The sequence below is a fragment of the Dechloromonas hortensis genome, from assembly GCF_009469765.1.
Taxonomy (GTDB): Bacteria; Pseudomonadota; Gammaproteobacteria; order Burkholderiales; family Rhodocyclaceae; genus Azonexus; species Azonexus hortensis.
In genome coordinates this window covers 39,076-58,450 of the sequence record NZ_SSSQ01000009.1, presented here as the reverse complement: position 1 = coordinate 58,450, position 19,375 = coordinate 39,076, and the positions used below count along the sequence as shown (strand labels likewise).

Annotated in this window: 16 protein-coding genes; 1 reads left to right on the top strand and 15 read right to left on the bottom strand. The window is 55.4% G+C overall.

The window, feature by feature from the left end; all coding sequences use genetic code 11:
- Positions 1 to 2: 2 nt before the first annotated feature.
- Complete coding sequence (locus tag GH663_RS14430; RefSeq protein WP_153132419.1) at positions 3 to 380, bottom strand: flagellar protein FlaG; 378 nt, start codon at positions 378 to 380, stop codon at positions 3 to 5.
- 93 nt (positions 381 to 473) lie between these two features.
- Complete coding sequence (locus GH663_RS14425) at positions 474 to 1,286, bottom strand: flagellin N-terminal helical domain-containing protein (protein WP_153132418.1); 813 nt, start codon at positions 1,284 to 1,286, stop codon at positions 474 to 476.
- A 176-nt stretch (positions 1,287 to 1,462) separates the two neighbouring features.
- Here GH663_RS14425 and GH663_RS14420 point away from each other — a divergent pair, with 176 nt between their 5' ends.
- Entirely contained in the window at positions 1,463 to 3,889 is a 2,427-nt protein-coding gene (locus GH663_RS14420) for a tetratricopeptide repeat protein (RefSeq protein ID WP_153132417.1), read from the top strand.
- On the opposite strand, the gene GH663_RS14415 is transcribed toward GH663_RS14420, so the two are convergent.
- From GH663_RS14415 to rfbF, 13 genes are all read right to left on the bottom strand, one after another.
- Entirely contained in the window at positions 3,886 to 4,710 is an 825-nt protein-coding gene (locus GH663_RS14415) for a glycosyltransferase (RefSeq protein ID WP_153132416.1), read from the bottom strand. The genes GH663_RS14420 and GH663_RS14415 overlap by 4 nt on opposite strands.
- Positions 4,707 to 7,490, bottom strand: coding sequence for a glycosyltransferase (locus GH663_RS14410; protein WP_170291431.1), 2,784 nt, complete (start codon positions 7,488 to 7,490; stop codon positions 4,707 to 4,709). The genes GH663_RS14415 and GH663_RS14410 overlap by 4 nt, the downstream gene beginning before the upstream one ends.
- A 10-nt stretch (positions 7,491 to 7,500) precedes the next feature.
- Positions 7,501 to 8,664, bottom strand: coding sequence for an FkbM family methyltransferase (locus tag GH663_RS14405; RefSeq protein WP_153132414.1), 1,164 nt, complete (start codon positions 8,662 to 8,664; stop codon positions 7,501 to 7,503).
- Complete coding sequence (locus GH663_RS14400; RefSeq protein ID WP_153132413.1) at positions 8,661 to 9,947, bottom strand: glycosyltransferase family 4 protein; 1,287 nt, start codon at positions 9,945 to 9,947, stop codon at positions 8,661 to 8,663. The genes GH663_RS14405 and GH663_RS14400 overlap by 4 nt, the downstream gene beginning before the upstream one ends.
- Positions 9,948 to 10,002: 55 nt before the next feature.
- The gene (locus tag GH663_RS14395; RefSeq protein ID WP_153132412.1) at positions 10,003 to 11,652 is read right to left on the bottom strand and encodes a B12-binding domain-containing radical SAM protein; all 1,650 of its coding nucleotides are present in this window, start codon (positions 11,650 to 11,652) and stop codon (positions 10,003 to 10,005) included.
- Between the two features lie 93 nt (positions 11,653 to 11,745).
- Positions 11,746 to 12,573, bottom strand: coding sequence for a methyltransferase domain-containing protein (locus GH663_RS14390; RefSeq protein WP_153132411.1), 828 nt, complete (start codon positions 12,571 to 12,573; stop codon positions 11,746 to 11,748).
- Entirely contained in the window at positions 12,570 to 13,598 is a 1,029-nt protein-coding gene (locus GH663_RS14385; protein WP_153132410.1) for a radical SAM/SPASM domain-containing protein, read from the bottom strand. Before GH663_RS14385 ends, GH663_RS14390 begins: the two co-directional genes overlap by 4 nt.
- 81 nt (positions 13,599 to 13,679) lie before the next feature.
- A complete protein-coding gene (locus tag GH663_RS14380; protein WP_153132409.1) occupies positions 13,680 to 14,399 on the bottom strand; it encodes an FkbM family methyltransferase in 720 nt (239 codons plus the stop codon).
- Positions 14,400 to 14,456: 57 nt separating this feature from the next.
- Entirely contained in the window at positions 14,457 to 15,362 is a 906-nt protein-coding gene (locus GH663_RS14375) for an NAD-dependent epimerase/dehydratase family protein (protein WP_153132408.1), read from the bottom strand.
- Entirely contained in the window at positions 15,362 to 15,931 is a 570-nt protein-coding gene (locus GH663_RS14370; protein ID WP_153132407.1) for a dTDP-4-dehydrorhamnose 3,5-epimerase family protein, read from the bottom strand. The genes GH663_RS14375 and GH663_RS14370 overlap by 1 nt, the downstream gene beginning before the upstream one ends.
- The gene (gene rfbH, locus GH663_RS14365; protein ID WP_153132406.1) at positions 15,928 to 17,328 is read right to left on the bottom strand and encodes a lipopolysaccharide biosynthesis protein RfbH; all 1,401 of its coding nucleotides are present in this window, start codon (positions 17,326 to 17,328) and stop codon (positions 15,928 to 15,930) included. Before rfbH ends, GH663_RS14370 begins: the two co-directional genes overlap by 4 nt.
- The gene (rfbG, locus tag GH663_RS14360; protein ID WP_153132405.1) at positions 17,321 to 18,379 is read right to left on the bottom strand and encodes a CDP-glucose 4,6-dehydratase; all 1,059 of its coding nucleotides are present in this window, start codon (positions 18,377 to 18,379) and stop codon (positions 17,321 to 17,323) included. Before rfbG ends, rfbH begins: the two co-directional genes overlap by 8 nt.
- A complete protein-coding gene (rfbF, locus tag GH663_RS14355) occupies positions 18,376 to 19,149 on the bottom strand; it encodes a glucose-1-phosphate cytidylyltransferase (protein ID WP_153132404.1) in 774 nt (257 codons plus the stop codon). The genes rfbG and rfbF overlap by 4 nt, the downstream gene beginning before the upstream one ends.
- Positions 19,150 to 19,375 lie beyond the last annotated feature (226 nt).

The following is a 19,375-nucleotide window of genomic DNA, read 5'->3' as shown; positions in this document are numbered from 1 at the left end:
TCTTACGCCTTTTGCTGTACTAGCAATCCTTTTAGCTGATCTACCGCTTTGGCGATGGCGATCATTTCTTCGGAGGGAATCTGTTTGATGACCTCTTTTGTCTCGATATCCATGACCTTGACGATCGTTTTGCCGGTCTCGTCGTCAACGCTAAATTTCAAGCTGTTATTAATAGTGCCAACAAAGTCATTCATGCTCTTCACGGCATCCTGAACATCTTTGGATGACGGTTCTTCATTTTTCGTTTGACCTGCAGCGGATTGTTGCGTGCCAAAAGATGCTGCTTGCGAGCCTTTTCCTGATGCCACCGATTTATCGGAGGGTGAAGTCAAGGGGGGGGCGGCTGCGCCGGGGCTCATGCCTAAAGACGAAATACTCATGATCAAACGCTCCTTCCTAATGTGGAAGCGGGCGCGTTAGCGTTACCGCTGACGCGCCCCTTGGCTTTAGCTAACTCTGGGAGTTGCTGAAGCTTATTGCAGCAGTGACAAAACGTTCTGCGGCAGCGCGTTGGCTTGGGCCAGCATTGCAGTACCGGCTTGTTGCAGAATCTGCGAGCGGCTCAGGTTGGCCGTTTCTGCAGCGTAGTCGGTATCCATGATGCGGCTGCGGGCTGCTTCGGTGTTTTCCTTGGCCGAGGACAGTTGGGACAGTACACCCTCGAAGCGGGACTGGAGAGCACCCAGGTCGGCGCGGGAGGAGCTGACGCTGTCGATAGCGGTGTCCAGGGCCGACATGGCACCGGTTGCACCTGCAGCGGAGCTGATGCTGCCGAAGGAGGCGGTGTTCACCGAACTGACGGTAATCGTGATCTGCGATTCGCTCGAAGTCGTCGAGCCGATCTGGAAGGAAACGTTGGAGTAGTTGCCATCAAGCAGCTTGGTGCCGTTGAAGTTGGTGGCGGCTACGGCGCGGGTGATTTCGCTGCCCAGTGCTTGGTATTCCTTGTCCAGCGCTGCACGGTTGGTCGAGTCGTATTGGCCGGACGCGGCTTGCGTGGCCAGTTCGCGCATACGTTGCAGGTGGGTTGCGACGGTGGCCAGACCGGCTTCAGCTGTTTGGGCAGTAGAGATACCGTCGTTGGCGTTACGCATCGCGACAGTCATGCCACGGGATTGCGAACTCATCTTTTCGGCAATGGCCAAACCAGCAGCATCATCCTTGGAGCTGTTGATGCGCAGACCGGAAGACAGACGTTGCAGGGAGGTCTTCAGAGAATTTTGCGAAGTATCCAGGTTGCGCTGAGCATTCAGGGATGCAACGTTGGTGTTGATAATTTGTGCCATTTTCGATCTCCTTGAAAGGGCTTGTTCGATGGTTCAACTTACTTCGGCGTTTCGTCTGGGAAGAAGTTTCGCCGCTTGAATTCATTAACGGATGCCTGTGTTGGAACTTTAGCAATTTTTTTCATCCGTCCTATTCGTTGTTCCTGGCGTTTTGAACAGCAGGCAAAACGTTAAACTTGCGCAATCTCGTTTTCGGAAATATGGCATTTATGAAACAGGGGCGGATGCACGAGTTGGGCTTGGCCGAGGTCGCCGTTAAAGCGGGCGATTATGAAAAGGCTGGGAGTCTTTTTGAGGCAGTCGTTTCGGCACAGCCGGAGAATCACCGGGCATGGTTCGGCTTGGGGGATCTCGCCTTTCGAATTGGTGATAACGAGTCCGCCCTGTCCCTGCTTGAACATGCAGTAACCCTTTTCCCCGGGGCGGCAAAATACAAAAAACGCCTGGGAGAGGCTTGTTGCCGGGTTGGCCTTATCGAGCAAGGAGTCTCTCAACTGGAGCGGGCGGTTGCACTTGAGCCCAATGATTCCGATATCGCCTGCGCCTTGAGTGGGGCCTATGTGGCACAGGGCAACTGGGCCGGGGCAAAAAAGATATTGAACAAGGTGATCAAGCGAAAAGGCGCTCTTGCGGGGCATTACTGTTTGCGTGGCATGGCTTCGCAGCACCTCGGGGAACTGGACGACGCCCTGGCTGACTTCAAGGCGGCGGCACGTCTGGATACCGGCTATGCCGACGCCTGGCTTTCGCTGGCCGATCTCTATCGGGCCCGGGGAGAACTCGAGAAAGCCGCGCCTTGCGCCCAGCAAGCCCTGAGTTTGAATCCGGCATCTCCCGCCATCGTTACGGTATGTGGTGATATTGAACTGGCGAAGGCTAATTCGCGCGAAGCCGCCAGCTATTTCGAGCGAGCGTTGGATCTCAATCCTGAATCGGCCGAACTCTGGGCCAAGCTCGGCATTGCGCTGGTTCAATGCGGCAACACGCTGCCGGCCATTGACGCCTTGGAAAAGGCACATGCCCTCGGTGTTCCCGACGACTGGATCTACGAGCATATGGGCCTGTTGTTCACAACACGTGGCCAGATGGAGATTGCACGTGAGAATCTGGAAATGGCCGTCGAGCGGCATCCGGAAAACCTGAATGCCTGGAATACGCTGATCGTGGTTTACACCAAGCTTGGACAAAGCGAGAAGGCTCGGCAGGCCGCCGAACATGTCCTGGCGATCAACCCTAATCACGTCAATGCCTTGCTCAATCTGGGGAGTTGGTTTGGTGACCAAGCCCGTAACGATGAGGCGCTTGAACAGTATCGCAAGGCGCTGGCGGTTAACCCCAAATCGGCAACTGCTTACATCAATTCGTTGTGGGTGCTGGTGCATTCCAGCGAGGCTTCGGCCCAGGATGTGCTGAGTCTGGCACGGGAGTTTGACCGCAATCTTTGTTCGACGCATTGGCGCGAGCCAAACTTTGCCGCGCGTGATAAATCTCCCGAGCGCAGATTGCGGATCGGTTGGCTGACCTCCGATTTTCGGACGCATCCCGTGGCCGCATTCGTACTGCCCTTCTTGAACAAACTTGACCGAACAAAGCTTGAAAGTGTCGTTTATTACAACTCGCAGGCGGCTGACGACATTACGGCACGTTGCCGGGCGGCGGTCGATCAGTGGCGGGATGTGCTGGCAATTGGCGACGAAGCCCTGGCGAACCTGATCGAGTCGGACGAAATAGATATCCTCGTCGATCTCAACGGCAATACCGAAGGTAATCGTCTGCTCGCTGTCGCCTGCAAGCCGGCGCCAATTGTCGTGACTTGGCTGGGGTTTCCCGGTACGAGCGGGATGTCGGCAGTAGATTATATTTTTGTCCCACCGGACCCCGTATTGACGGAAGGTAGTTGGTGCAGTGAAACGCCGTGGCCTTTGCCGGACTGCTACGGGGTGCGAACCGGGATTCCCGATGTGCCAATCATGCCAGGGCTACCCGCTGAGCGAAGCAGAAAGCCATTTACCTTTGGTTGCCTCAATAACTTTCGCAAGGTTAGTCAGCAGGCGATCAAGTTGTGGTCGGAGATTTTGAACCGGGTCCCGGATTCACGGCTTGTCGTCGTTGCCCGCGGGGGAACGGAGGGCGGGCTAACCAGCTATATTCATGATCAGTTTGCCCGTTACGGGGTGGCGCCGGAACGACTGGAGATTCGAGGCATCCAGCCGCAACTGGAGTATTTCAATTCATACAACGATATCGACCTTGGTCTGGACCCCTTCCCCTTTAACGGCGGGACGACTGGTTATGACTCGATCTGGATGGGGGTGCCTTACGTTACCTGGCCTGGCGACATGCTGGTTTCGCGCATGGGCAAAGCCATTCTGGAAAATGTCGGGCTGAATGAACTGATCGCCGATAGTGCCGAGGCCTATGTCGGCCTGGCGGTGGCGCTGGCCAATGACCGGGAGCGGCTGAAAGGCATGCGGGCTGGCCTGCGGGAAAAAATGCAAGGCAGCCCGTTGATGGATGCGTCCCGCCTGGCTCGGGGGCTCGAAGCAGCTTTCGGCGAAATGTGGCAGCGCTGGGTGGCGTCGACTAAAGCCGCTGACGCTTAACGCGCCGTGAGTGCTTCCCTGTGTATTGCCGCGGTTGTCCGCTTCAGTACTTCAGGTTGCCAGGTCCGAAGCAGGGCATGGTAATCGGGTAACAAGGCACCCCGGCCAGCCGGGGTTTTTTGTTGGCCTCGGCGATTGTCGGCGGGCGTTCCTGCGTCGAGAAAATCACCGTGCTTGCTGATGAAGCGGTTGGCAAACTCCTGATGTTTGCTGTCGAACTGACCGGTCGATTCGTGAATGATCGGTATGTCACAGCACACAGCGAGTTTGTATCCGGCGCGATAGGCCGAGAAACTGAAGTCCAGGTCGTACAGGTGAAAACCATCGAAGGTGGTTGCGTCGAATCCAATATCCACCGCGACTTCTCGCTTGGTGATCATGCACAGCCCATCCACCGCCTTTATGTCACTGATAATTGGCCAGTCCGCGACGCCAAAAATGTCGATAGTCAGTTTGGCTTCCTTGGGGCGGGCATGCGAAATCACGCCGTGCAAATAGGGCTGGCCGGCGCCAAACCAGGTGCCGGTGATCAGCCGGCTGGTTCCAACGAAACCCAGTACATCGTAGGTTGCCAGGCGGCTGACGATTTTTTCGTGAAAATCGGGGTCGATAATCAGGATGTCGTCGTGGGAAAAGATCAGTATGTCGCCACTCGATTGTTGAATGCCCCTGTTGTAGCCCTCGGCCAGTGACTTCGCATCATGAATGCCGATGATTTCCAGCGGATGACCGGCTAGCAGGTGCTTGTAGGACTCACTGATACGGGCGAATTTTCCCGCTTCGATGCTGCAAATGATGACGGAGATTTTCTGAGTGTTCATGGGCGGCCTTCGGACAAGGCACGGCTGAGTGCCGTTTCGAATAGATGAGTGAACCCGGCGGCATCGGTAAGTCCGGCATTCTTGAGGCGCTGACGTAATCCCTGCGGTGGACTCGCCAAAAACAAGGATTTTGCAATCGCCAGGTAGCCATCAAGGTCTTCCGCAATCCATGTCTCGCAACCGATGGCATCGAGAAGCGCCGATGGGCGACTAGCCCAAGGGGTTTGTCCACGGATGGCGACAAATGGAGTCTCCATCCAGAGGCAAGCCGGCAAAGCCTGGTCTCCCGAGGAATGAATAGGAGCGAGGCCTACTTTGATGTCGCGCCAGTAATGGCAGACGTCTTCCCGGGTTGTCGCATGGATAAACTCGAGCCGAGTCGAGTCGACCCCTGCTGTGGCGAATATTCCGGATATGAACGCTTCGGCAGGAGACCCCAGTTCGGCCAGGTTGATTCTCAAGCGACTGCCGGAGATTTCGCTGAGCAGCGCGGCGAAAACCTGCCAAGTTTTGGCGTCGATGTGAATGGCGGCAGTCAGACAGCCAAAGCTTGTTGCCTGAGCCTTGTCATCGGAGGTACATGCTAATTCGGGCAAGCTGAATGTCTCGCCAAGCCCGGGGAGGGTGATCTGGCGGGACGAGTCGATTGTCGAGTTACTTGGCAGCAAAGCTTGGCCGATGAGTTGATGGATACCCGAGGCATCGCCGATGGGGACGTCACTCCAGGATGCCTTGAGCGGAATACTGGCAGCTTGAATCAGGCTTAGGCGTTGCTTCGGCCCATGCCCATCAAGATCGATCAGAATATCGGGGGCGCGCTGAGCGAGGTCTGCTTCCACGATATGGTCGTCCTTGCTGCTGATTGAAAGCCATTGGTCGCTGATCAAGGAGCAACGCTGCGCAGTCTCGCTCTCCGAGGCCATGGCGTCATTGTCGATGACGAGTGTCCGGAATCGCTGCGATGAAAGGTGCATCAACAGCGATTCCAGTCGTCCGCTTTGCTCCTCGCGCCGGAAATCGCTAACCATGAAGGCTAGCGTAATCGTTGGCTTGTCCGGGCGACTGATGGTAGGCAATGACGGAGGTGGGCTGGCCAGGAATTTCTGGAAATGCCATGAAGCTTCCTCGAGAATTCTTTCGGCATTGCCTCCGGTGCGCGAGAGCAGGCGCAATGCGAGGCTATGGTAAGCAGGGCGATTGCGCAGTCGGATGCAGGTTTCGGCAAGTCCGGCAATATCGCCGCGCCGAGTGAGCAATTCGATCAGTACCGACAAGATGTTTTCTTGGCTATCCGACTCTATATGGACGGCACTGCTCAATAACTGGATCGCTGCATCGGGGTCGCCTTCAAGGCGCAAGGCCTCGGCCATGGCCGGATAGGCCAGGAATAAATCAGGTTGATTGCGCACGGCTTGCTGCAAATATCTGAGCGCTGCACGAGAGTTCCCGGCCTTGAGGAAGGTTTCACCCAGTGCGGCGAGAAAGTCGTTGCGGTTGGGCGTCAGTATCAGTGCGTGTGAAATGAGCGCGTCGGCATTTTCTTCCAGTCCCTGGGTGGCCGAGATCAGTGCGATGTAAACGGCCGGCATCGGATCTTCCGGGGTTGCCTCCAGCGCCTTCGATAGCCATTCGATCGACGTTTCGTAGTCGGCCTTCTCGAAATACTCAATTCCCTTGCTCAGCGGATTTACCGAGTCGAGCTGGGGGGCAAGGTGCTGGCCGGTCAGCTGTGATATTTCGCTTGACGGGAGGAAGCGGAGCGCCAGTTTCCGGGCTGATTCCAAATTTGGATTGATTTGCAAGGCTCGTCGCAGCAAGTTCAACGCATTTTCGTCGGAGTCTGTTTTCAGAACGGGCTGATCGAGAATGCAATGGGCCGCTTCGGTGAACAGTTCTGCTTGATAATGTGCGAAGAATGCCTGGATTAATGGTGGAGCTTCGTTTCCACCGAGTTCCAGAACAATCGCGCAGAGCGGACGACCGGTTAGCCAGCGAATCTGATTGGCCTTGGCCAGCAATTTAATGGGCATCGTCCAGTAGTCTTCCGTGGTCAACAGATCGAAACAGACGATGTGGTCAAAGCCCGAAAGATTGCTATTAATCAATCGGGCGCTCTCAGAGCTTGAGTGGAGACGGTAATTGCCCAGCGACTCGTTGATGTAGTAGGCGGGGCCCTGAGTGAGGAGGCGTAACCAAAGGAACCAGTCGCCGAGATGATATAGCCGCGGATGGACATAGCCACCAATCTTCGAACAAAGATCCTTGCGGATAAGGGCAATCGAATTGGTTATCCAGTTATGGGCCAGCAGGGGGGCGGTTTCGTTGTAGATTCCGCTGGCTTTCGGCGGCGCGATATAGCCGACGGTATTGGTTTCTTCCGACCCCGGTAGTGTGTTGAAATTCCGCCAGGCGCTATAGCTGAAGCTGCATTCCGGATTGGCATCAAGTGCGGCAACAGACTTGGCGAGAAAGCTGTCTTCCCAATAGTCGTCGGCTGATAGCATAACCAGATAGGTTCCTCTGGCAGCATCGAAGCCGATATTGGCACTGGCAAACAAGCCAAGGTTGGTTGCATTGCGGTAATAGCGGAAACGAGTGTCGCTTTCCGTCCAGCGTTTGACGATATTTGTCGTGTCGTCTTCGGAGGCGTTGTCGATGATCAGGACTTCATAGTCCTGAAAGGTTTGGGCTGCAACTGAGGCCAGCGTCTTGCCGATGAATTGTCCATAGTTGTAGGTTGGGATGAAAACCGACACTTTGGGCCGTACTTCGTTGAACATATTTTTTCTCTTAATGGTCGTTTCGCTCGGCCGGAATGCCGTACACGACAGCCCCCGTGCCGCACCAAGCATGCAGTCTCATCCGCCAATTGTAGTTTGGTAATGCTTGCATCAAATAGGCGGGCGTTCTCCAGAGTCCGTCAGCGTTGTGATAAACGGTGATGGACAGCAGAGGTCGCCGATGTTGCAGGGTCGTAGTGGCACCTTTGAGCGCCTCCAATTCATCGCCCTCGACATGAATCTTGGCGAAAGTAACGGGGAACTCCAGATCGTCGAGGCGTATTGCATCGACGTGACTGCCTGAGGCACCGCTACTGCGCGATGCCATGCCGAGCCCATCCCGAAATGGCCGGTCGTCCCCCGTCGCACCGAGGGCTTTCTCAAGCACGGTGATGCGCTCTTGCCAGAAGCCTGGCTGGGCGCGATACCAGCTATCCAATTGCCTGAAATTTTCGTGGTCGGGTTCGATGGCCAGGATGCCTTGGCAGCGATCCGCCAGCAGGTCGATCACTCGTTGCGAGACTTCGCCGTGATAGGCCCCAGCATCCAGGAAATACTCGTTGTCACGCAGGGCGCAACAAATTTGCGGGATGAAATAACGATCGTCAAGGCTGACCGGAGCGTCTGGAAAACCCCATTCCTGCCGGCCAAGGCGCCATGCCATGAACTGTAGATGGGCGGCACGCGATTCGTCGTCCGACCAGGTGGCCAGCACTTTTTCGATCGCTGTGCATTCGGCCTCTTCCGGCGCCTCGGCAAACCAGCCATTCGCCATCGGCAGGCGGGCGGTATACGCTTCAAATACGTCATAAACCGGCACGATGTCCGACCAGCCACTCTCCGCCAGGAAATTGCGGATCGGTTCGTAAGGCGCGGTGACGATACAGATGGCGATCATAACGTTGCGCCGATCGGTTGCGGGAATGTCGTCCGGGGTGAGAACGGGGATGCTCCCATTCAGTAGTCCGCTGGCCGGGGGGTGGCGATCAATGGCGCAGCGCACCGGAATGTCCAGCTTGGCAAACAGTTCAGCCGCCATTTGCCCGAGCTTCCCTGCACCATAGAGAATCAGAGGCTTGTCGACGTGGCGCGGGCTACCAGCTTGACCATGGCTGAGCAGGGTGCGAAATATTTCGATGCTGTGCTGAGCGTCGGGGAGTGCGGTGAAATTCATTGCGGGGTCTCCAAGGCCTGGGCCCAGCGGGCCAGCCGCAGATCATCCGGAAAGGTCCGGGCATAATGAAATACCGAGCTTTTGTTGCGTTCAAACAGGAAGTGCGGTCCCTCGGCGTTCGGGCTGGTCGGCTGGTCGGTGAATCGCCAGGATTCCTCGCCTTGGCAACGGCGGAACCAGTCCCCGGGCTGTGTGCCGAAAACCGGGCGAAAGTCGACCGGGCGTTTGTCTTCGGTGAGTACGGCGCGATAGTGCCGGGTCAGTTGGTCCAGCGTGTGGCCGATGGCAAAGCGTTGGCGGGTCAGGGTGGCCGCCTGCATCGACATGGCTCGACATTCTTCCGCATGGGAAGACATCCAGGCGACGGCATCGGCAAATTCGTCCGGAGTGTTCACAATCAGTCCGGTTTCCATGTGTTGTACCAGGTTCCGCTCCGCCGGATTGTTCAGGACAATGGGCACGACGCCCATGGCCATGGCTTCCAGCAGGGCATTCTCGGTCGTTCCGTAGTGCAGTGGATTGAGCAGGTATACGAAAATGTCATAATTTTTCAATACATTGCCGACGTCGTGGCAGTAGCCGAGCAGCTTGAGACAGTCCCCCAGCCCGGCCGCGGTGGCGGCCTGTTGCAGGGCATCGCCATTGTCGAGGTCACCGATCAGGTCGAGCCTGAAGTTGTCGCATTTGAGGGCGCCGAGAAAGTCGAGAATCCGAGGATGCAGTTTGGCAAAGTTCAGGGTGCCGACGTAGCCGGCGCGCAGTAGTCCGGTGAAACTGCGCGGATTGGGGGGCGGCAGGTCGCTAAAGCCGCCTGAGCTGAAAATGGCATCGACGCGTTGCCGGACTGCCGCCGGCAAGGTTTTTAGTTCAGCCGATTCGAGCGAACAGGGCGAAGTCAGCAAAAAGCGGTGGGGGAGCGTCACGAAATCCGCTGGGATGGTCGGCGGGTGCAAGCCGGAGACGTGGCTCCAGACGATCAGCCGACTTGGTGGCAGCGTTGCTTCACCAAGCCAGCGGGCTACGATTGGGTGATGCCACCACTCGATCTGCACGATGTCGGCGGCGCGGATTCTGCGGTCGAGTTCCTCGGGTCTCGGGCAGATCAGCAGTTCACCGCCATGGCTTGCCAGATGCGTGCTGAAAACATCTTTTTCCGGCTTTTCAAGACAGGCCACCACATGTCGGAAGCCATCGCACCGGCGCGAGGACTCTTCGACCAGTCGTGACAGAACCTTGCCGACGCCGCCGCCCAGATGCGCGGTGATATGAAGTATTTCAGGCAAAGGATAGGCTTAATATAAATTCGGCAAGGTAAATGGAGCAGTCGATCCCGTGTAATCAGACTGTGGCCAGTTCAGGATGTAGATTGTGTTTTTTTGATTGTTCCGCCCACCAAGGGTCGCGGGCAATGATGTCCGCAAACAAATTATAGTGCGCCGTTGCCTTTGCAGGGTCGATGCCAGAACGGCGATAAGCTTCTGCGATGAAATAGTGGGCGAAGGCGTGGTCTGGATACTTGTCGCAAACATTCTTGAAGTACTTCAGTGCGGTGTCGTAATTGCCCAGTTTTACGTTGTGATTGTCGACAAAATTGACCCGAAGATTGATTTCGTAGGCCAGCTTCTCAATTTCCTCCGGATCCACGCCTGGCGCCCGAATCAAGGATTTGGTCGCAATGTAGTCCAACTGGTTGGCGTTTTCGATGTAGCCATTGTCAGCACAGATATCGTAGAGCCGGCTACCGAAGATCGGGATTGCGCAAAAAATATGTGCCCAATCAAAGCCTACATCGAGCAGCATCTCGAGCGTCTCTTGGCGATGGGTCGGCATTTCACCGGGCAGGCCAATAACGATGAAAACGTGACTCAGCACACCGTGCCGCCGTAATGCCTCAACCGCTGGCCGGATTAGTTTCTTTTTTAGCGGTTTCTTGATGATGTGGTTCAAGACATAGTCAGAACCCGATTCGACGGCAAGTGCAACCGTCGAAACGCCGGCCTGCTTGAATAGCGAAGCGACCTCGTCATCAATCGCGTAGACCGCTACCCCATTCGGAAATTCGATCCGGATGTCGAGATCGATCACGCGGCGCAGAATCTCCTTGGCGCGACTAACGTCGTGGAAGAAATGGTCATCCTCTATCATCAGCACGGTTAGGCCGAACAGATCCTTCATTCGCTGGACTTCGGCAATCACCCGGTCAATGCTCATCATTCGGACATCACGACCATGTAGCGAAGGATTTGAGCAAAAGACGCAGAGGAATGGACAACCGCGTGAGGTGTGGATTGCCATTTCCCGCTTGGGTTGGCCGACAAAGCGTTTGTCAATCGAGCGGGAGTTGTAGTTGTCCAGGTTAACGATTCCGTAATTCAGCGGTGGAATGTCGTCGAGATTCTGGACAAACGTATGTGCGGCAATCTTGCCTTTGTCACAACCCTGGCGGGTGATCCAAGAGGCATGGTTTTCGAGGATATCCTGCGGCAGGACGGCATCCAGCAACTCACGGAGCGGGATCTCGCCTTCTCCTTTGCAGATCGCATCCAGCGACGGGCAGGAGTCCAGCATCTTGTAGGATGCGGCGGATGGTAGGCCGCCGCCGGCAACGACCAGGGCTGTCGGATTCGCCTTTTTTGCCGCGCTGGCCAGTGCTTCCATGTAACGGAAAGAGGAGTTGAACAGCGCAGAAATTCCGACGAAATCTGGTTTGAATTCCTCGATACTTTCCATTACCTGCTCGGCAAATAAGGCCATGCAGTCCACATCTGTCCGTTTGCTGTCGACTAGTGCCTTGAGGAATATATTCAGATCAAGAATTCTGGTTTCTACGGAAGAGGTACATTTACCCTTCAGGTAAGCATCTAGCGATAGTACGCCATAGGGAACGGTAAACGAGGGCAGCACATAACTGTGATGCTGATTCAGAAAATCATCGATATTGAAATAGGGCGGGATAACGAACAGGATTTTTTTTGCTGCCTGGTTCATGGTAATAACTTCCTCTCTGCTTGTGGGGAAAAACGGGCCGTTAGGGCTTGTCTTGTCGCCCCCTTAAATTTTTGAATCTTTCACTGCTCGCCGTTATTCGTCTTTCTTGAGGACGTATATCATTTCCTGATACGCCAGATTTTGCTGAAACTCATTCAGGCAGAAACGAGGGTTGTAGCTTTCCCGATAGTTGTTGAGGAAGTCCGTAAAATTTTCAGCATCCCAGACATGAAAATGAATCGAGTAATTCTGGGTCATCAGTTGCTGTACCAATACTTCAACCTCGGCATATTCAGTATGTTTACCGATATACCTGATCCACTCTTCGTAGTGTTGCTTGCGTGAACCTTCAGGGCCGCAAGTGTGATCCGCGACTAAGTGAATCCAGGGGGTGTTAACCCTGTTCTGGTCAAAGGTAAATCGTTTATCCGGGACGCCCAGGTAAAGCGTACCGCCCGGTCGGAGCACCCTGAACCAGGTGTTTAAGGCACGAATCGGGTCTTCGGTATGTTCAATAACATGATTGGCGATCACGAAATCCTGGGAGTTATCAGGCAGGGACGAAAGGATTTCCCCGTCGTCAATGATGCTTACCGGGACCAGATTCAGCCCATTCAACTCAGGATAGTGGCTGCGCAAATCGGCTTCATTGAGACGATCAACATAGCGGACCTGTGTTGTCGACGAAAACACCTGGAGCGGATTATGCAAGGCGCCAATTTCTATTCCGCTGCCTCGCAACCACCGGTAAGCAAGGATTTTTCGAATTGTCAACTGCCTGACGCCGTCGCGTATTTCCTTACTCCCGGTTTTTTCGAAATGCTCGCGACCAGATTGGGTTCGGCCTTCCGCTACTTGTTGGGCGACATCATCGAATAGCCAGAGGTAGACCTCTTCTCCCGGAAAAACCTCCATGTTCATGTTTTTATTATGGCCTGGTTATCTACAAGTTTGGCCAGCAGGTTCTGGGCATGGGCGTCGATATTGTCGGGCAAGCAGTGGCTCAATTGGCCGCAGGCCGCGCAAGTCGGATTTTCCTTGCGGCGTCCTTCAAGATGAGCGATACGATGCTGCTGAAGAGCTGCGCTATTCCATATGTCCTTCAGGCTTTTTGAGCGTGTATCGCCGATGACCAGTTTTCTAGCCCAGTCAAGGAAGCACAGGCTGACGCTACCATCCGAGTTGACAGCAACTGAATAGAATATGTAGGGGCAGACTTGGGTATCCATGATGGAATTGCCGTAAATTCCCTCGGTGATCTGGATGCCCATACGTTCTTCAATATCGAATGTCGGCCAGCAGGGGGCAAAATTCTCAATTGAAACACGGTCTGCAATGTCGCCAAACGTGTCGAAAAAGCGCTGTTTGTCGGCTTCGTTGAGAATGTCGCCTGGAATCTTTACGCAAATTTCGCAATTTCCCTTGTGCTCATAGAGATAGCGGACCTTGCTGACAAAGTCGTCAAAATCGACCTTGGTGCGGGTCAGTTCCCAGTATTGCTCCTTGGACATGCCATCAACGGAAATGTTGATTCGATCAATCCCTGCATCAAGGATCTGGTCGACGCGGTCGGGGGTGAGCAAGTAGCCATTGGTCGTGGTGTCGATATATTCAACATGACCACTGTTCTTGGCGTAGCGGACCATGTCCGCGAACTGTGTGTGCAATAACGGTTCGCCCTCCTTGTAGAGGCGGAGCACCTTGAGCGGTTTGTCGAAATCGCCCAGGTCGTCGATGACCTTCTTGTATACCTCGAAATCCATGCGCCCTTGCCAACGGCCTGTCGATTTAATGAGATCACGATCACCTGTCGGACAGAACGAGCAACGGAAATTGCAGGTGTTGGCAGGGTCCACAAACAGTACGTATGGGGTCGATAAGGGAATTACCTGCTCCAGTGGTGTCCTGTTTTCCAGATTAATTCGGGGTTTTAATTGAGCCTTCATGGGGTTTTCCTTGGTTCTGGCCAGGTTTTCTTGGTGCAGTATCCGGTGGCCAAATCACCGGTCGGCAGTTTTATGGAGCGATTAAACGCGGGCATGGATATCCCACCAGATTGAATTTGGATCGTCGGCAATCTTCTGTAGGGTCGTACGGTTTCTAACCTGAGTGCTATAGTTTTCAACAAAGTCATCATGCTCAAGCCAGGCACTTTTGAGATCTTCGCCGAACATTCCCGATGCCCCCGCCGGAAATTCATAATTTCTCTTAACGTCTGGAAATTGAGGAACGAGTGCCTGGTTGGATAGTGCGAATTTTTTATATCCGATTTTTCGAAGAGTATCGATGTATTCAAAGCCATACCGGCAATCTTCGATGCTTAAAAATTCAGGGATTGATTTCTGACCAATTAATTGTTGAATGGCAATCAGATCGGCCCCTTCAATATCTACCTTCATGAAGTAAGGGCAACCAAATTTTTCGAAAAGCGATGACAAAGTAATCCCTTGCGTCTTAAATTCAACAAATTGGCTGTCGTTTCGACTGGCCCAGTTGATGTCGAGACTGCTCCAGTGGGAGTTTTGAGTGTTTACGTAAAACGTAAGTTCCTTCTCTTCATTTGAAATGGCCTGATTTATTATTTTCAATTGCTTGTTTTTGATTTGGTGCTGAAAACGAATGGATGCAGCCTTGCAAAGCTCACTATTTGCTTCAATGGCAATGACCTTGTAACCGCAATGCAAATAATAGGCGGTGTCGTCGCCATTGTTCATGCCTAGATCAAAGATTGTTTTATGCTGAACCATCACCTAAGCCTTCTATTAAAAGTGTCGCGTTGCCCTTTGGGGAATTCTTTGGCGAAACTATGATTTCTTTGAGCGATTCAAGTCAGGGCATCGAAGACGCCGCATGCCTTCGTCGATTGAAACCTCTGCTTGCCAGCCGGGAAGCGCGGGGGCGTCTTCCCAAGGTTCAAAGACCTCTCGTAGCCGGTAAGGTCTGGCTCCCCACTCAAGTTGTGCGGGGTAAGCGGGGGCTGCAGCATCAAAGCGGGCAACCAACTCTCTAAGGCTGAGGCGTTCACCTGCCGGCAGTCGAAATACCTTTCTTTCGCTAGCCGCGAAATTGCGTACTTGCTGGCAAGCCAGCTCAAAACCGCGACAGACATCATCAATGTGGACTAGGTGGAGCAACTGGCGACCCTCCGATATTTTTAATTTATCGGAAGATTTGCTGGAAAGCTCAAGTAGATTGATCAACTTTTTTCTTGGGTCATCTTCACCGTAACTGTCGTAAAGATGAAGTTCCAATATCCGCATGCCAAAGGCATCCCGGTAGTATTCTGCCAAGGTTGATAAGGCCTGTTTGGTGGCTGCATACAAATTGGCCGGGCAGTATTCTTCATTGCGATAGTGCTGCCACGACGTACCTGCATAGACCAAGGCATCGCAACCGGATTCCCGCATCGACTCCAGTAAGTGGGTGCCAAGCAGCAGATTGACTTGAACGAGAGTGGTGATGTCGGTGAAACTGTGCTCGGTGATGTAATGGCTGGCCAGGTGGATGACCACCTGGGGGCGAAATTGCTGGCAAAGGGTGCGGATGCCCTGGCCCTCGGGGTCCGTTCCGGCCCGGGGGAGATTGGCCCAGGCCTCCGGTAGTTTTGCCGGGTCGCGCGTCAGGCAGGCTACCGCATGCCCTTCGGCAAGTAGCTGAGGTACCAGGTGTTGACCGACAAAACCACCGGCGCCAGTAACCAGGACCCGCATCACGCGTCCCCCTCATAGTGGAAAGGGGTTGCGAAGTCGGCCAGGGCGGGGTGGGTGGCATCCCGTTTGGAAAGTATGGGCTGTTCGATGCCCCAGGCAATTCCGGCCGAATTCCAGAGAATCCCCTGGTCGTGCTCGGGGGAATACTGGCTACTGACGTGATAGACCATGATCGCCGTGTCGCTCAGCGTGCGGAAACCGTGCGCCAGGCCGGGCGGAATGTAGAGCATGTTGGCGGCTTCGCTTGATAGCTCGACAACGAAGTGTTGGCCAAAGGTCGGGGAGCCGGCGCGGAGGTCGAGGACGGCATCCCGGACCCGGCCTTGGGGGCAATAGACCAGCTTGGCATGCTGGGTGGGGGGGGTCTGAAAATGCAGTCCACGGACGACGTCTCGCTGCGAAACCGAATAATAGACCTCGGGAAAGTCCACCGGCAGCTTGATCGCGGCAAAGGCATCTCGGTGGAAGACTTTGACGAAACTGCCCCGCTCGTCCTGCTGCCGGGGGGAGGATAGCTCAAGGCAGCCCGGTAATGCCGTGCTGCGAATACGGAAGGCCGGGTGGCTCAAAAGCCGACTCCGAAAAACTCGCTAATCCGGTCTGCCACGTAATCGAGATGGGCTTCGCTCAGACCCGGCCATACTCCGACCCAGAACGCGTTTTCGGCCGCGGTATCGGTATTGCTCAGGGCGCCGGCAATCCGGAAATGACGCGTCGCGAAATAGGGTTGCCGGGTCAAATTGCCGGCAAACAGCAGGCGGGTGCCGATACGGTATTGCTCAAGATAACGCAGCAAATCCAGGCGACGCGTCCCGGTGTCTTTTTTCAGCGTCAGCGGAAAACCAAACCATGATGGCTGGCTGCCGGGGGTGGCACGGGGCATGGTCAGGAATTCTTCGAGCGGGGCCAGGCGCTCGCTCAGGTACGTGAAATTACGCTGGCGCGTCTCGATGAAGCCGGGGAGGCGGTCCATCTGAGCCAGGGCGCAGGCGGCCTGCATATCGGTGATTTTCAGGTTGTAGCCGAGATTGGAGTAGACGTATTTGTGGTCGTAACCCTCAGGTAAGTCACCCAGTTTCCAGCAGAAGCGCTTGCCGCAGGTGTTGTCTTTTCCCGGCGGGCACCAGCAATCCCGGCCCCAGTCGCGGATGGATTCTGCAATGCGCATCAATTGTGAATTGCTGGAAAATACCGCGCCCCCTTCGCCCATCGTGATGTGGTGGGCGGGGTAGAAGGAAAGCGTGCCGAAATGGCCAAAACTGCCGACCTTACCGCTGTGTTCGGATGGGTCGGCACGCCGCCACAGGGCGTCGCCCCCATTTTCCGGTACGGTGGCCCGCCAGCCGGTTGTGTCGGCGGGCAGCGTATAGCGGGCGCCGAGGGCATCGCAGCAGTCTTCGATCAGCCACAGGTTGTGTTCGGCGCAAAAGCGCGTCACGGCCGCGAGATCGAAGGGGTTGCCCAGCGTATGGGCGAGAACGACGGCCCGCGTCTTGGGCGAGAGCGCAATGTTGAGCTGGCTCGCATCGATGTTGTAGGTGTCGCGGGAGATGTCGATGAAAACAGGGCAGCCACCGTTTTGGATGACCGGATTGACGGTGGTCGGAAAGCCGGCGGCAACCGTGATAACTTCATCCCCCGGGCGCAGCGCGTTTTTCCCTAGCAGTGGGGAAAAGAGCGACGAAACGGCGACGAGATTGGCCGAGGATCCGGAATTGACGGTAATGCTGCGCTCGACGCCAAGAAAAGTCGTCAGGCGGGCTTCGAACTCGGTGTTGAATCGACCGGTGGTTAGCCAGGCATCAAGCGAGGCGTCGATCATGGCCTGGATTTCGGGTTCGCCGACGACCTTGCCCGATGGCGGGATGGGCGTTTGGCCTGGGATGAAGGTGTTGGCTTGCGCCGCGCCGGCGATGTACTGGCTGACGGCGCGATGAATTGCATCGCGGCTCGGGGGATTATCCATTGCTGTTCCGGTATTTCTGCAGTTGTTCGTTGCACAGATCCCAGGCTGTTTCGCCCGCGGCATGGCGGTCATACCACTGCCCGGTGAGCAACATGGTTTCATCGAATGACCAGCGTGGCTGCCAGTCGAGCAGCTGCCTGGCCCGGCTGCTATCCAGCCTGAGGAACTCCGCCTCGTGGGGGTGTTCGGTTGTTGTGTCGATCTGCCAATCAAGGCCGAGGGCGGGGCAGAGGGCGGCACAAAGATCAGCCACTGGGCGCATAGCACCGATTTCCGGGCCGAAGTTCCAGGCGCATGCGTACTTGCTATCCCCGGTCAGCAAGCGCTCGCCAAGTTGCAGATAGCCGGCAAGCGGTTCGAGAACATGTTGCCAGGGACGAACGGCATTGGGGTTGCGGATCTGGGCGCTTTGACGTGCCTGTCGGGCGCGGACCAAGTCGGGAATCAGGCGATCTTCCGCCCAGTCGCCGCCGCCGATGACGTTGCCGGCTCGAGTAGTCGCGATCAGTGGGGCGTCGGCTTTACCGCCGAAGCTCTTTTGCCAGGCGGTGGCAACCCATTCCTCGCAAGCTTTGCTGGCACTGTAAGGGTCGTGGCCCCCCAGCGGGTCGCATTCGCGATAGCCACAGGCTGAACTGCTCGGGGCATAGCATTTGTCCGAAGTGACGACTACGATCGCACGGACGGAAGAGGTGGCGAAGCAGGATTCCAGCAGGTGCGCCGTGCCCATCACGTTGGTTGCGAAGGTTTCCACCGGATTTTGATAGCTCCGCCGCACGAGTGCCTGGGCCGCGAGATGGAAGACGATTTCCGGTTGAATTGCCGCAACCTGCCGGGCCAGCGCATCGCGGTCGCGCAGGTCGCAAATGCGATGGTCAATCTGCTGGGCGAGCCCCAACTCGTCAAACAGGTTGGGTTGGGTTTCCGGTGCGAGCGCCAGGCCGGAAACCTGGGCGCCACAGGCGTTGAGCCAATGACTTAGCCAGCTTCCCTTGAATCCGGTATGGCCGGTAATCAGAACGCGCTTGCCGGAATAGCTGCTGGCCATCATTTCCAGAGTTTCCACGGGGCGCGGTTGTTTTCCCAGAGCGATTCAAGATGGATGCGATCACGCAAGGTGTCCATCGCCTGCCAGAAGCCCGGGTGTTCGAAGGCTGCCAGTTGTTCTGCCCTGGCCAGTGCGGCCAGCGGTTCGCCTTCCCAGGAGGAGGCATCGCCGTCGATATAGTCAAGACACTCGGGCGAGAGAACGAAAAAGCCGCCGTTGATCCAGCCTCCATCGCCGCGTGGCTTTTCGATGAATTCAGCGACAGCACCTGCTGTGATGTTCAACGCACCGTACCGTCCCGGCGGTTGTACGGCAGTGATGGTCGCCAGCTTATTGTGGCTTTTGTGGAAGGCAATTAGGCGGGAAATGTTGATGTCGGAAACGCCGTCGCCATAGGTAAAGCAGAAGGCCTCATCGTCTTTGACAAAATCCGCAATCCGCTTAAGGCGACCGCCGGTCATGGTGTGTTCGCCGGTATCGACGAGCGTTACCCGCCAGGGCTCGGCATGCCGTTCATGTACTTCCATGCGGTTATTCACCATGTCGAACGTTACATCAGACATGTGCAAGAAGTAATTGGCGAAGTACTCCTTGATGACATAGCCTTTGTAGCCGCAGCAAATGATGAAATCGTTAATGCCGTGATGGGAGTACATCTTGAGGATGTGCCAGAGGATCGGTTTGCCGCCAACTTCGATCATTGGCTTGGGCTTCAGATGGGTCTCTTCAGAAATCCGGGTGCCAAGGCCACCAGCTAGGATTACAGCCTTCAATCTTTGACTCCTCCGTTTTACTGCTTGATTCATCGAATATATTCGTCACGTCGCCAACCCTAAACACACAACCGTATTTTTCGCATACGGTGCCGTGGTGCTCCAGTCAGCTAGCCCCGAGGTTGTTATCGTCGATTGCGTGTATTTCTTGAATGTTTTGTTCGCCGACGAATTCAGGGAGCTAAATCAGCGCAGACGAATCTGCATAATCTGCTTCTTGCAGAGG